This window comes from Rudaea sp. (genome assembly GCF_057139185.1).
The window spans coordinates 112621-126016 of sequence record NZ_DBNHDN010000045.1 but is presented as its reverse complement, the minus strand read 5'-3'; the positions used below and the strand labels follow the sequence as shown (position 1 = coordinate 126016).

At 66.1% G+C, this 13396-nt stretch carries 13 protein-coding genes and 1 pseudogene; 9 read left to right on the top strand and 5 right to left on the bottom strand.

Annotated elements, in window-relative coordinates; genetic code table 11:
• Positions 1 to 106: 106 nt before the first annotated feature.
• Both AC16HO_RS16230 and AC16HO_RS16225 read left to right on the top strand, forming a co-directional pair.
• The gene (locus AC16HO_RS16230; protein ID WP_395642270.1) at positions 107 to 352 is read left to right on the top strand and encodes a hypothetical protein; all 246 of its coding nucleotides are present in this window, start codon (positions 107 to 109) and stop codon (positions 350 to 352) included.
• A 6-nt stretch (positions 353 to 358) separates the two neighbouring features.
• A complete protein-coding gene (locus AC16HO_RS16225) occupies positions 359 to 1036 on the top strand; it encodes a GNAT family N-acetyltransferase (RefSeq protein ID WP_395642269.1) in 678 nt (225 codons plus the stop codon).
• Between the two features lie 28 nt (positions 1037 to 1064).
• Here the strand turns inward: AC16HO_RS16225 and AC16HO_RS16220 are convergent.
• Positions 1065 to 1870, bottom strand: a pseudogene (locus tag AC16HO_RS16220) (DUF72 domain-containing protein).
• Positions 1871 to 1961: 91 nt separating this feature from the next.
• Here AC16HO_RS16220 and AC16HO_RS16215 point away from each other — a divergent pair.
• The 3 genes from AC16HO_RS16215 (at position 1962) to AC16HO_RS16205 (ending at position 5560) form a co-directional block, all read left to right on the top strand.
• Complete coding sequence (locus tag AC16HO_RS16215) at positions 1962 to 2870, top strand: carbon-nitrogen hydrolase family protein (protein ID WP_395642268.1); 909 nt, start codon at positions 1962 to 1964, stop codon at positions 2868 to 2870.
• A gap of 53 nt (positions 2871 to 2923) precedes the next feature.
• The gene (gene htpG, locus AC16HO_RS16210) at positions 2924 to 4807 is read left to right on the top strand and encodes a molecular chaperone HtpG (protein ID WP_395642267.1); all 1884 of its coding nucleotides are present in this window, start codon (positions 2924 to 2926) and stop codon (positions 4805 to 4807) included.
• Positions 4808 to 4903: 96 nt separating this feature from the next.
• Positions 4904 to 5560 carry a histidine phosphatase family protein gene (locus AC16HO_RS16205; protein WP_395642266.1) on the top strand — a complete coding sequence of 219 codons (657 nt, stop codon included), beginning with the start codon at positions 4904 to 4906 and terminating at the stop codon, positions 5558 to 5560.
• 20 nt (positions 5561 to 5580) lie between these two features.
• Here the strand turns inward: AC16HO_RS16205 and ada are convergent, their stop codons facing one another.
• Together ada and AC16HO_RS16195 are read right to left on the bottom strand one after the other, a co-directional pair.
• Positions 5581 to 6648, bottom strand: coding sequence for a bifunctional DNA-binding transcriptional regulator/O6-methylguanine-DNA methyltransferase Ada (gene ada, locus AC16HO_RS16200; protein WP_395642629.1), 1068 nt, complete (start codon positions 6646 to 6648; stop codon positions 5581 to 5583).
• Between the two features lie 170 nt (positions 6649 to 6818).
• Positions 6819 to 7769 carry a DMT family transporter gene (locus tag AC16HO_RS16195; protein WP_395642265.1) on the bottom strand — a complete coding sequence of 317 codons (951 nt, stop codon included), beginning with the start codon at positions 7767 to 7769 and terminating at the stop codon, positions 6819 to 6821.
• 188 nt (positions 7770 to 7957) lie between these two features.
• Between AC16HO_RS16195 and AC16HO_RS16190 the strand changes: the two genes are divergently transcribed.
• Both AC16HO_RS16190 and AC16HO_RS16185 read left to right on the top strand, forming a co-directional pair.
• Positions 7958 to 8767 carry a PDZ domain-containing protein gene (locus AC16HO_RS16190; RefSeq protein WP_395642264.1) on the top strand — a complete coding sequence of 270 codons (810 nt, stop codon included), beginning with the start codon at positions 7958 to 7960 and terminating at the stop codon, positions 8765 to 8767.
• 29 nt (positions 8768 to 8796) lie between these two features.
• Positions 8797 to 9744: a peptidylprolyl isomerase gene (locus tag AC16HO_RS16185; protein ID WP_395642263.1), complete on the top strand. Its 948-nt coding sequence runs from the start codon at positions 8797 to 8799 to the stop codon at positions 9742 to 9744.
• A gap of 83 nt (positions 9745 to 9827) precedes the next feature.
• On the opposite strand, the gene AC16HO_RS16180 is transcribed toward AC16HO_RS16185, so the two are convergent.
• The gene (locus AC16HO_RS16180) at positions 9828 to 10352 is read right to left on the bottom strand and encodes a 3-hydroxyanthranilate 3,4-dioxygenase (protein ID WP_395642262.1); all 525 of its coding nucleotides are present in this window, start codon (positions 10350 to 10352) and stop codon (positions 9828 to 9830) included.
• 140 nt (positions 10353 to 10492) lie between these two features.
• Between AC16HO_RS16180 and AC16HO_RS16175 the strand changes: the two genes are divergently transcribed.
• Together AC16HO_RS16175 and AC16HO_RS16170 are read left to right on the top strand one after the other, a co-directional pair.
• Positions 10493 to 11044 (top strand): isochorismatase family protein, encoded by a 552-nt coding sequence (locus AC16HO_RS16175; protein ID WP_395642261.1) that lies wholly within the window; start codon positions 10493 to 10495, stop codon positions 11042 to 11044.
• On the top strand, positions 11031 to 11990 hold the full coding sequence (locus AC16HO_RS16170; RefSeq protein ID WP_395642260.1) for a GlxA family transcriptional regulator: 960 nt from the start codon (positions 11031 to 11033) through the stop codon (positions 11988 to 11990). Before AC16HO_RS16175 ends, AC16HO_RS16170 begins: the two co-directional genes overlap by 14 nt.
• Before the next feature lie 35 nt (positions 11991 to 12025).
• Here the strand turns inward: AC16HO_RS16170 and AC16HO_RS16165 are convergent, their stop codons facing one another.
• A complete protein-coding gene (locus AC16HO_RS16165; RefSeq protein WP_395642259.1) occupies positions 12026 to 13390 on the bottom strand; it encodes a HAMP domain-containing sensor histidine kinase in 1365 nt (454 codons plus the stop codon).
• Positions 13391 to 13396: the final 6 nt, after the last annotated feature.

Below are 13396 nucleotides of genomic sequence, written 5' to 3'. Positions count from 1 at the left end.
CTTGCCTGCCGGGCGGCGGATTTTGAACAATCCTTCGACAGCCCAGCCAATGAACCCAGCGTGGGGACCGGCTCGGGTTGGTGTCGAATCACACGAGGGTGAAAGCATGGGCAGTACGCGAGCGGGCGGCACTCCGGGCGGTCTGGGGCAGTTCCTCGTCGGCTTCGTGCTCGCCGTGGCCGGCGGCCGGCCGTTGTTGATGGCCGGGTCGGCGATCGTGTTCGTTGGCGTGATCGCCGGACTACAGGCCCATTTCCGCCTGGCCGGCCTGTTCAATGCGCTGGCGATGCTGGTGCTGCTGTTCGGCGGCATCGGCCTGATCGCGCGTTCGCTGCGCGCGCAGGGCGGGTGAGGGTGCATGGGCCGTCCTGGGCTCGACAATCCGTTCTGGTCCGCGCTGATGAGCATTCATCGCGACATCGCGCTGCGCTCGGGCGAGGCGGCACGCTATCCGCGCGAGTTCGCACCGTTTCTCGGCGTGGCCGATGCGCAGGCGCGCGTGGCTGCCGATCTCGAGGCCCTGGTCGCTCCTGGCGAAAGCGTGCTGCTGCTCGGCATGGCGCCACGCGTCGGCAGCGGGTTTCGACTCGACCGGCTGCATCCGTTGGCGCAGATGATCTGCGCGTCGCCGATCGGGATGATCGACGGGCCGGAGATCGTGGAATTGGGCGAAGCGCACCGCGCCGACGTGCTCGCGCTGACCGCGCTGGTGTATCCGCATTATTTCCGTGAGCGCACGATGGACATGGGTCGCTACTTCGGCATCTATCGCGAGGGGCGGCTCGCGGCGATGATCGGTGAGCGCCTTGGCACCGATTCGGCGCGCGAATTGAGCGCGATCTGTACGCATCCGGATTTCGCCGGCCGCGGCTATGCGCGGCGGCTGACGGCGATGCTGGCCAACGAGACCCTGTCGCGAGGCCGGTTGCCGTTCCTGCACGTGAGCTACGAAAATCCGCGCGCGAAGCGATTGTATGAACGCATCGGTTTCCGCCTGCACCGCGACGTCCCGTTCTGGTCGTTGCGCCGCGATTGAACGCGTTGAAGTGCGATCCGCGTCGGCCTCAGCGCAACCGTTCGAGCAACGCCCCGGCCACGGCGGGATTGTGCTCTTTCGCCGCGCCGATGAAGTAGACATGGACCTCGCGCGCGGCGGCGTTCGCGGTGGCGTCGACAACCGTATTCGTGACACGCGGCAGGTCGTTGGGTTCGGCACCTTGCGCCCATGTCCGTGTGCGCCGTGCCCAGGCATCGAGATCGGCGGCGGAGTAACCTTTGTCGATCTGCGCTTCGCTGCGCATCAGGCACGCGTAGATGAAATCGCTGGTCACGTCGGCGAACGATGGATATTTCGGCGAGTCGGTGAACACGGTGGCGATGCGCTGGCGGCGCGCGAGTTCGAGATATTCCGCGCAGAGGAAGCTCGGGTGGCGCGCCTCGAGCACGTGGCGCAGCCGCAGGCCATCGAGCGCACGCGGCAGCAGGTCGAAGAACGCGGTCAGGTCGGCGCGATCGAAGGTCTTGTACGGCGGCAATTGCCAATTGATCGGACCGAGCCGATCGCCGAATTCCGCGAGTCCGCCGAAGACGAAACCATCGATCGCCTTGCCTGCGTCGGCGAGCACGCGCCGCTCGGTGCAAAATCGCGGCGCCTCAGCGAGAACATGAAGCCGGCGGGCGTCTGGCTGCGCCAGCGCGCGTAGGTCGGCGGTTTCTGCGGGCTGTAGTAGGTGCTGTTGATTTCGATCGAAGTCAGCTGCCGGCTCGCGAATTCGAGTTCGTGCTTCTGCGGCCATTTCGGCGGATAGAAATTGCTGCGCCATGGCGCGTAGTTCCAGCCGCCGATGCCGACTCGGATTGTCGCGCCCATCGCCTGCCTCCCGGTCATTCCGGATCGTATTGAAAACGGGACGGCGCTGCCATACCTCGGTTGCGCATTTTCCCTGAGCTAGACTTGCCTCATGAAGATCGCCCTCGCCCAATGGCGCATCGAGTCGCCGGCCTCGCTCGAGGAATTCGCCGCGCGCGTTTCCGCGGAAGTCGCGGAAGCTGCCGCGTGTGGCGCGCGCATCGTCGTGCTGCCGGAATACCTCGCGCTCGAGCTCGCCTCGACGCTGGATGCGAAGACGCGCGCCGATTTCACAGCGACGCTGGCCGCGCTGCAGGCCGTGCATGCGGACTGGTTGCGCCTGTTTGCCGGCCTTGCCGCCGCGCATGGCATCCACCTGCTCGCTGGCACCTTCCTGCTCGCGCAGCCCGATGGCAGGTATCGCAATCGTGCCTATCTGTTCTCGCCGAATGGGGCGCACGTCTATCAGGACAAATTGACCTTGACCGGTTTCGAAAACGCGCACGGCGTGATCGAGCCGGGAGACGCGCTCAAGGTGTTCGACTCGCCGTATGGGCGCATCGCCATTGCTGTCTGCTACGACAGCGAGTTTCCGCTCTACGCGCGCGCGCAGCGCGAAGCGGGCGCACGCCTGCTGCTCGTGCCCAGTTGCACCGATACCGAAGCCGGCGCCACGCGCGTGCGCATCGGTTGCATGGCGCGCGCGCTGGAGAACCGCGTCTACGTCGCCCGCTCCGTCACCGCGGGCGAGGCGCCGGGCAACCCTGCGCTAGACACGAACACGGGGCGGGCCGAACTGTACGCGCCCAGCGATCGCGGCCTGCCCGACGACGGCCTCGTGGCGGTGGCACGGCCCGCTGCCACCTGGCTGATCGCGGAAGTCGATCTGGCCGCGCTCGAAGCCACGACCGTGGATGCGCAGGTGGCGGTGCCGGCGGATTGGGGTCGGCAATGGCGGCCGGAGGTGGTGCGCGCACGCCTCGAGACCTGGCAAGACGATGCCGGCACCGACTTGAAATAGCGCGAGTGCGCCCTTATCCGTCCCGCAACTCATTCCATCAGGGAGCCTCATCCGTGACCGCCAGTGCGCAAACCCACAAGTTCGAAGCCGAAGTCGCCCAGGTGCTGCATCTGGTCACGCATTCGCTTTACTCGCACAAGGAAATCTTCCTGCGCGAGCTGATCTCGAATGCGTCCGATGCCTGCGACAAGCTGCGCTTCGAGGCGCTGGGCAAGCCCGAGCTGCTCGGCGGCGGCAGCGAATTGCGCATCGACATCAGCGTCGACAAGGACGCGCGCACGCTGACCATACGCGACAACGGCATCGGCATGACGCGCGAGGAGGTCATCGCCAACATCGGCACGATCGCCAGCTCCGGCACGCGTCGGTATCTCGAAGCGCTGTCGGCGGAGAAGAAGGCCGACGCCAACCTGATCGGCCAGTTCGGCGTCGGTTTCTATTCCGCCTTCGTCGTTGCCGACAAGGTGACGCTGACCACGCGCAAGGCGGGCGCGGAAGCGGGCGAAGGCGTGCGCTGGGAATCGGCCGGGAGCGGCGAATACACGCTGGAGACGCTGGAAATCGCCGCGTGCGGCACCACGGTGACCTTGCATCTCAAGGCCGACGAGGACGAGTTTCTGCAGGCCTGGCAACTGCGCAGTCTGGTCGCCCGCTATTCGGACCATATCGGGTTCCCGATCCGCATGCCGGTCGAGAAGGACGGCAAGGCCACCGAGGAGTGGGAAGTGGTCAATCAGGCATCGGCGCTGTGGACGCGACCGAAGAACGAGCTGACCGACGCGGAGTACCAGAATTTCTACAAGCACATCGCGCACGACTTCAGCGACCCGCTGGCGTGGACGCACAACCGCGTCGAGGGCAACCAGAACTTCACTTCGCTGCTCTATATCCCGTCGAAATCGCCGTTCGATTTCATGGGCGGAGGGCGCGACGAGCGCAAGGGGCTGAAGCTCTACGTCAAGCGCGTCTTCATCATGGATGCGGCCGAACAACTGCTGCCGGCCTACCTGCGCTTCGTGCGCGGCGTGGTCGATTCCGACGACCTGCCGCTCAACGTCAGCCGCGAGATCCTGCAGCAGAACCGCAACCTCGACAAGCTGAAGGCCGCGTGCGTCAAGCGCGTGCTCGACCTGCTCGACAAGCTCGCCCGGGACGAGCCGGAAAAATTCGCCACGTTCTGGAAGGAATTCGGCCAGGTGTTCAAGGAGGGCGTGGCCGAGGACTTTGCCAACAAGGAACGCATCGCCAAGCTGCTGCGTTTTGCCTCCACCCATACCGGCAACGCCGAGCAGACCGTCTCGCTCGACGACTACATCGGCCGCATGAAGGCCGGTCAGGACGACATCTACTATCTCACCGCCGACGGCTACGCCGCGGCCAAGGGCAGCCCGCAGCTCGAAGCCTTGAAGGCGCACGGCATCGAAGTGCTGCTGCTGACGGATCGCATCGACGAGTGGCTGTCGAACTACCTCAACGAATATGCCGGCAAGAAGCTGCGCAACGTCGCCAAGGGCGATCTCGACCTGTCGAAGTTCGGCGGCGCAAACGAGGAGAAACGCAAGGAAGCGGAGAAGGCGGCCGAGGGCGTGGTCGGGAAGTTGAAGGAGCTGCTCGGCGAACGCGTGCGCGGCGTACGCGTGTCCGCGCGTCTGACCGATTCGCCTGCGGTGCTCGTGCTCGACGAGCACGACATGAGTCCGGCCATGCAGCGCCTGCTCAAGCAGGCCGGCCATGAAGTGCCCGAGTCCAGACCCCTGCTTGAAATCAACCCGACGCATGCGTTGGTCAAGCGCCTCGAAGGCGAAAGCGACATTGCGCGCGCGACCGACCTTGGCATGCTGCTGCTGGAGCAGGCGCAGATCCTCGAAGGCGCGGCGTTGGAAGACCCTGCCGCGTACGTGCGCCGCGTCAACAGCCTGCTGGTGAACGCGGCCTGAGCGCGTCCGCGCACGGCGGGAATTGGTCGGCTTCGCACGAGGCATTTGTGACAATATCGCGACGCCGCCGCCGGCGGTATTTTCCCTGAGGTGGGCATGACTTTCGGAATTGCGCGTGCCGTGCTGGCGATTTCTTCCGTGATCGGCCTTGGCGTTTCGGCCGGGGCGTCGGCCGTCGAAACGCTGGTTCTCGTGCGTCATGGCGAAAAGCCGGCGAACGTCGACAACGGCCAGCTGACCTGCCGCGGGCAGAATAGGGCGCTGGCGTTGCCCAACGTGTTGATTCCCAGGTACGGCGTGCCCGGCTACGTGTTCGCGGTCGCTCCCACGCAGAAGCAGGACGACAACGGCACCGACTACTGGTATCTGCGCGCGCTGGCCACGATCGAACCGACCGCTGTGGCCGCTGGAGTGACGATCAATCTGAAATTCGGCAAGAGTGACATCGACAAGCTCGAGACGGAACTGGCGAAAACGAAGTACCAGAATGCAACGGTGTTCCTCGCCTGGGAGCACAACGAGCTCGTCAACTTCGCCACCAACGTCGTCAGGCACAACGGCGGCGATCCCGGCGTCGTGCCGGATTGGCCGAGTGACGACTACGACAGCGTCTACGCATTGACCCTCACGCGTGCCGGTGGCGTGACCTCGGTCGCGTTCGCGCACGACAGCGAGGCGTTGGGCAATTATCTGTCGCCGGACTGTTCGCCACAGCCGCGCGGCCTCCTTCCGCGTCCGCCGGTGGGTCGTTAGCACGTTTCGACGCTGCCGCGTCAGGCCGCCGTCTCGCGCTCGAGCAGCGCGCGTTTGCGTTCGACGCCCCAGCGGTAACCCGACAGCGCGCCGTCGTTGCGCACGACGCGGTGGCAGGGAATTGCCACGGCGATCTTGTTGCTCGCGCAGGCTTGCGCCACCGCGCGCACCGCCTTTGGTGCCCCGATGCGCTCGGCGATCTCGCGGTAGCTGGCGGTCGTGCCCGCGGGAATCCGGCGCAACGCATCCCAGACGCGCTGCTGGAATGCCGTGCCGCGCACGTCGAGCGGCAGGTCCAGCCCGGCCTGCGGCATTTCGACGAAACCGACGACACGGGCGACGAGCCGGGCAAACTCCGCGTCGTCGCCGATCAGTTGCGCGTTCGCGAACTGGTCCTGCAGGTCGCGTGCGAGCCGATCCGGATCCTCGCCAAACAGGATGGCACAGATGCCCTTGGCGCTGCATGCGACGAGAATGGCACCGAGCGAACATTGGCCGATCGCGAAGCGGATTTCGGTCTTCGCGCCACCGCGGCGCCAGTCGCTCGGGGTCATGCCGAGCAGCGCGTTCGACTGTTCATAGAAGCGCGCGTTCGAGTGGTAGCCGGCATCGAAGATCGCGTCGGTCACGCGCTGGCCACGGCTCAGCTTCTCGCGTACGCGATTGGCGCGGTGCGCGGTCGCATACGCCTTTGGCGTCACGCCGGTGATCGCCTTGAACACGCGATGGAAGTGATAGGAGCTCATGCCGGCCTGTGCCGCGATCGTTTCCAGGCGCGGTGTTTCCTCGGCGTCCTCGATCCAGCGGCAGGCGGCCAGGACCACGCTGGCGTGCTGCTCGGCGAGCGAAGGCTGCTCCGGTTTGCAGCGCTTGCATGGCCGGTAACCGGCTTTTTCGGCGGCAGCGCGGGTCGGGTGAAACGCGATGTTTTCCGGCCGGGGCAGGCGCGCGCCGCAGGATGGGCGGCAATAGACGCCGGTGGTCTTTACCGAATAGTAGAAACGGCCGTCGACCGCGGCGTCCCTCGCCACGATGGAAGCCCAGCGTGGATCGGTTTCGATCGTGGCGAGGGCAGTGCATTTCTGCATCGCGTTCATCTGCGTTCCTTTCGGTTTGCGTGGAGATGAACGCAGTTTGGGGGTACTCATGATCGCAAGCACTCCGGCTCTTGCTTTCGAATTCGGACAGCATTCCCGCATTCGTTCGTGAATGCGGGAATCAACAGGGCGTCACCTGTGGCGGCACTCGCCACGCAAGGTCAATCGACCGCTCCGGCGACATTGGTCTCGACCCGGTGCGGCCGGCGCCGCTCGAGCATCGGATGCACGAAAACCGCACCGATGATGATGGCGACGCCGAGATAGAACGTGACATCGAGATCGCGCTGCTCGCCGAACAGCGGAATCGCAAGCAGGATCGCGTAGACCGGTTCGAGGTTGACCGCGAGTTCCACCGCAAACGCCGACAGGTGGCGCAACGCAACCAGTGACAATGTGAACGGCACCAGCGTGCAGGCGATCGCGAGCACGAGAAGGAAGAACGAATCGTGCAGGTTCGGCAGGTCGAGCACGCTGCCTTCGTGCGGAATCACCGATGCGATCAGCCACATGACGAGTCCGCCGGTGCCAAGCTCGATTGCGGTTACCGTGAACGGATCGGCGCGATCGACCAGGCGCTTGTTCAGCGCGCCGAACACCGCGCAGAAGAACGCCGAGACCACGCCGACGAGCACGCCCAGGCGCATCTCGCCCGGAATGCCGCCGACGACGAGCGCGACCCCGGGCACCACGCCGACGCCGATCCACAACTCGTGCCAGCGGAACTTCCGGCGCGCCAGCCACGGTTCGAGCACGGCGAGGAACACCGGCGTGATCGCGATGCAGGTCGCGGCGACCGAGGCGTTGGCGAGTTTGATCGAGGCGTAGAACGCGAGCCAGTGCAGCGCGACGAACAGGCCGACCACGGCATAGGCCAGCAGCAGGCGTGGTGATATCGCGCGCAAACCGCGCCAGACCTTCGGCGCGAGCAGCAGCGCAAGGGTGACAATCAGCATGCGCCAGCGCACAAGGGCGAGCGCGGGCAGCGAAATAAGTTTGCCGAGGATGGCGGTGAATCCCCACAGCAGCACGCAGAAGTGGATCTGGAACTGCGCGATGCGCAAGGTGCGTTTCGAATCGGGAAATGCGGCAGCGGGAACGGGCGACGACATGGTGGTTTCAAGTGTGGTCGAAACAAAAGTCCTGTGCGGTTCGGCGGCATGCGCGCATCGGATGCGGGCGCGAACCCGACCGAAGCAGGCAAGGGTGCGCTCGCGCAGCGACGGGCCGACACCGACGCGCACGATCGGGAAACTCGCGCAGCGCATCTTTAACTTGCAAAGCGTTACTATCGCCGCGTATGCGCATTCTGTCCATCGTGGAATCCCGCCGCTTCGCGGTTTTCGTGCTCGCCGCATCGCTGCTCGGAGGCTGCGCCTGGTTCCGGCGCGCGCCCGAGCGCGAAGCGCCGGGGGGCGTGCCGGAGCAGGTCGTGGTCGAACCCGGCCGCTACATCGTCGCGCCCGAACGTGGTGCCGACGTCGTCGCCGAACTGCGTGTCGTGCCGCCGACACAGACGCCGGAGATCGCCGACGGCATCGACATTGCCGCGGATCAGGGCAGGATGAACGCGAAGAGCCTCGTACGCATCGGCACGGGTTGCCATCGCGACGCCGATGCAGCCGCGCGCGACTGGGTCCTGCGCATGGCGCAATCGCACGGCGCGGAAAAGGTACTCGTCTATGTCCTGCCGGCGGAGGCAAAGGCTTCGGCGAAGCTCGCCGCGGAGATGACCGCCGCTTGCGCCATGCCGACCGGGCCGGAGCCCGCCGCGCTTGTCGCGACCTACTACGTGCGCTTCAAGCTGCCGTTCGGCGCGCAGTTCCGCAACCTGACCGCGGACGAGAAGCACAAGCTCGGAGTCGGCGGCGGCGTAGAAATCGGCAAGGTGATTGACGGCACGCCAGCCGCGGCAGCGAATCTGCGCAACGGTGACTTCGTGCTCAAGCTCAACGGCACCGCCGTGCGCGACCTCAACGATTTTCGCCAGATGCTGCGTACGAACATGGGCAGGCGCGTGACCTTGACGATCAGCCGCGACGGTGTCCAGGTCGATCGCATGGTACGGCTTGGCGTACTCGCGGCCGAGACGCGCGAGTCGAACAAGTAGCATCCAATCCAACGAAATGGGGAACTGCGATGGAAGTGGAATTCCGCCGTCTCGGCGCTGCGTGCTTTGCGGCATTGACCTGCATGACGACGGGCGCGGCATTCGCAGCCGATGGCGGGGCGGCGAGACCACCGACGATGGCCGATGTCGTCAAGGCGGCGAAGCCCTCCGACTGGCACGCGCTCGATCCGGCCAACACGCTGTATCTCGATCTCAAGGCCGGGCGCGTCGTCATCGAGCTTGCGCCCGCGTTTGCGCCAAACCACATCGCCAACATCAAGGCGCTGGTCAGGGAAGGGTACTTCGACGGCCTCGCCATCGTGCGCGTGCAGGACAACTACGTCGCGCAATGGGGAGATCCGTACGCGGATGCGCGCCGCGGCGAGGCGAACCAGCCGCGGCCGATCAAGACCGCCAGGCGCGCGATCAAGGCAGAATTCTCGGTGTCGCCAGGCGACAAGCTGCCGTTCGTGCGTCTGCCCGATGTCGACGGCTGGGCGGCGCAGTCCGGGTTTTCCGGTGACTTTCCGAGCGCGCGCGACCCCGCGCTCGGGCAGGCCTGGCTCGCGCACTGCTACGGCACGGTCGGCGTCGGCCGCGATCTCGATGCCGATTCGGGCAGCGGCGCGGAGATGTACGCCGTGATCGGTCAGGCGCCGCGCTGGCTGGAGCGCAACATCACCGCGGTCGGGCGCGTCGTGCAGGGCATGGAGTTGCTGTCCAGCTTGCCGCGCGGCGGTGCAAACATGGGCTTCTACGACAAGCCCGAGCAGCGCGTGAAGATCGAGCGCGTACGCCTGGCCGCCGATGTGCCCGCGGCCGAGCGCACGAACCTCGAAATCATGCGCACCGACACGCCGACGTTCGCCGCGTTGATCGAATCGCGGCGCAACCGCATCGACGAATTCTACAAGGTGCCGTTGGGCCACATCGACGTATGCGGCGTGCCCATTCCGGTCAGGGCGTCCGGCAAATAGCGTTGCCATGCCAAGAGCGACGATCACTTCCCTTCGTTCGCCGGGGCTTCCTCGCCGGGGCGGAGCTTTCCTCGTTGCGCCGCTCAGGCTGGCCGATATTTCTCCGGCACTGCGGCAACTTGCCCGCAGGCCTTGCAGGTGCGCGCCTCGAGCGAGCGATAGTAGCGCTCGAATACACGCGGGAAGTCTTTCTCGATGTCGTGCAGGTGGAAGTATTCTTCGTAGAGCTTGTGGTTGCAGTCCGCGCAGTACCAGAGCAGGCCGTCCCGTTCGTGCGCCAGGCGCTTGCGTTCGATGACGAGGCCGATGCCGCCGGCCATGCGTTGCGGCGAGTGCGGCACGCGCGGCGGCAGGTAGAACATTTCGCCGGCGCGGATCGGGATGTCGCGCGCACGGCCGTCGTCCTGCACCTTGAGCAGCATCTCGCCTTCGATCTGGTAAAAAAATTCGGGGCCTTCGTCCCAGTGGTAGTCGCTGCGCGCGTTCGGGCCGCCGACGATCATGACGATAAAGTCGCCGTCGACGATGCATTTGTTGCCAATCGGCGGCTTGAGCTCGTCGCGATGCGCGGCAATCCATTTCGCAAGGTCGATGGGCGGAGTGAGCATGCGCGGTCTGTCCGGTTGTGGTGTCTTTTGTGGCCGTGGAGAGTTGGCCCGATTTGTCCCATACTCGTCTCGAACGCGGCTCGTTCGCGCGACGCGAGTGGCGCACGATGAAGGCCTCACGAAACTGCAAGGAGTTTACCATGGGCGAAATCGACACCGCCGTGCTGAGCATCGATGTGCAGCAGTCCTTTCCCGCGCGCGACTACTGGCGCGAGGACGACGTGCCGGCATTCCGCGCGAACATCGTCAAGCTGATCGATGGCGCGACGACGAAGGGTTGGCCGGTCGTGCGCATCCTGCACGAGGACGGCGATGGCCCGTTCGCGCACGCCAGCGGCCTGGTCAAGCCGCTGCCGTGGATGCCGGCAACGCACGCGGTCGAGTTCGTCAAGCACGTGCACAATGCGTTCACCGACACCGGGCTCGACCACTGGCTGCGCAGGCGCGGAATCCGCCGCCTGATCGTGGCCGGCATCCGCACCGAGCAGTGCTGCGAGACGACCGCGCGCGTCGCATCCGATCTCGGCTACGAGGTGGATTTCGTCGGTGACGCGACCTTGACCTTCCCGATGACCGATCCACGCAGCGGCAAGACCTTCAGTGTGCAGGACATCCGCGAGCGCACCGAACTGGTGCTGCGCGGGCGCTTCGCACGCATCGCGCGCGTGGAGGAAGCGCTTGCGCACGAGTGACGCACGCGACGTGGAGCCGATCGACGTCTGGTTCGTCCTGCCGCCCGATCTGGTTCTGCTCGACTTCGCCGGGCCGGCCGAGGCATTCCGCATCGCTGCGGCGCGCGGCGGTGCGTTTCGCGTGCGCGTGGCTGCGGCCGAAGCGGCAGCCAGCACCTCGCTCGGCGTGGTGCTCGGGCGCGTCGAGCCGCTGCCCGCCGCGCTGTGGCCAGAGGACCTGCTGATCGTCTGTGGCTCCACGAACGACGAGGCGGCGCTCGCCTCCAAGCCGGGGCGCGCGCTGGTGCGCTGGCTGCGCGAAGTCGGCGGCACGCCGCGGCGCTTCGCCTGCGTCTGTGCCGGCGCGCTGTTCGCCGCGCGCGCGGGTCTGCTCGACGGACGCCGTTGCACCTCGCATCACCTCGAGATCGAAGCGTTGCGTCGCGAGGCGCCGCGGGCGCAAGTGCTCGACAGCCGCGTGTTCGTCGAAGATCGCGGCTGCTACACGAGCGCCGGCATCACCGCGGGTATCGATCTCGCCCTGCACCTGATCGCCGAACTCGCCAGCCCGCAGCTTTCGGTCGAAGTCGCGCGGCACATGGTCGTCTATCTGCGCCGTGGGCCCGAAGATGCCGCATTGTCGCCATGGCTGGAAGGGCGCAATCACATGGACGCCGGTATTCATCGCGCACAGGACGCGCTTGCGCGTGCCGCGCACGAGCGCTGGCCGCTGCCGCGTCTGGCCGCGCGCGCCCACGTCAGCGTGCGCACCCTGACCCGGCATTTCCGCGAGGCCACCGGCATGTCGGTGCGCGACTACCACGTGCGCTTGCGCTATGCGCTGGCCAGGCAGGCGCTTGCTACCGGCGTCAGCGTCGAATCGGCGGCGACGATGGCCGGGTTGGGTTCGGCGCGCCAACTGCGTCGCCTGTGGCTGGAACAGACCGGAGCGACGCCGCGCGCGTAGTCGCTACGGCCTGGATGAGCTGCCGACGGCGGAAGTCAGCCGGGGATCTCGAAGACCACCCTGAGCCCGCCGTTGGGCGCGATGTTCTCGGCATGGATGCGGCCGCCGTGCAGGTCGAGAATGCTGCGACAGATGCTCAGGCCCAGGCCGCTGCTCTTGCCGTCGTCGTAGCCGGTGCCCGGCACGCGCACGAAGCGCTCGAAGATGTGCTCGAGTTCCGTCGACGGCAGGCCGCGACCGTCGTCCTCGACGGCGACGCGCCAGGTGTCGTCGTCCAGGTCCGACGCGAGCCGGACCTCGCCATTGGCCGGAGATGCCTTGATCGCGTTGCTGACCAGATTGAGCAGTACCTGGCGGATCCATTTCGCGTCAAAGCGGGCCGTACCGTTGCCGGAGTGGGCGAAACGGAAATGCAGACCACGGTCTTCGACCAGTGCGCCGGCATCGGGTGCGAAGCCGCGCAGGAACGGGCCCGGATCCTGCGCGACGGGGTCCAGACGCGTGACCTTGGCATCGACCCGCGAGAGGAACAGCAGGCGGTCGATGATGCGGTCGAGGTAGTTCACTTCTTCGAGCAGGATGTGCAGCGCCTCCTCCTGCGCCGGCACGAACTTGCCTTCGATGACCAGCTTCTCGGCGTGCAGGCGCACGAGCGACAGCGGTGTCTTCAGCTCATGCGAGGCTTCGGCGGTGAAGCGGCGGATCTGGTTGAACGAGGTTTCGAGGCGGTCGAACATCTCGTTGAGCAGGCGCGCGAGATCGGAGATTTCGTCGCGCACCTCGGCCACAGGCATGCGCTCGCCGAGATTGTCGGAGCCGATGAGGCGCGCGGTCTCGGCAATCATGCGCACCGGCCGCAGCGCAAGCCGGCTGAGACCATAGCCGATGCCGATGCTGGCCAGCAGCATCGCGACGAGCAGCGCGGTGCACACGACTACGTAGTCGCGCATGGTGGCGTTGGCCTGGGCGGACGACGTGGCGACGACGATGTCGAGGCCGTCGTGGACGTATTCGGCCACGCGTACCGGCCCCACGCCCGGTATCACGGCGTCATAGCGGTGCTCACCCTTGACGTCGGGAATCGTCACGCCGTTGAGATTGTGCGAATAGAACATGATGTTGTTCGCGGTGTTGTGCACGTTGACGTAGAACAACACCGAGGCGGACTCGGTCACTTCGCGGATGCGCTGGTCGATCGCCTCCAGATCGAGATTGGCGTAGTCGGGGCCGAGGCGCGTCCTCAGCTGGCGCGCCTCCGAGTTGTTGAGCAGGTCGAGGCCGTGCATCAGGCGCGTGTACAGCAACTCGTGGCCGATGACGAACAGGCAGGCGAGCGTAACCGTCGCGGCGAGGGCGTACCAGGCCGCGAGGCGAAAGCCGAACGAGTGGCGCATCAGCATCGTGCC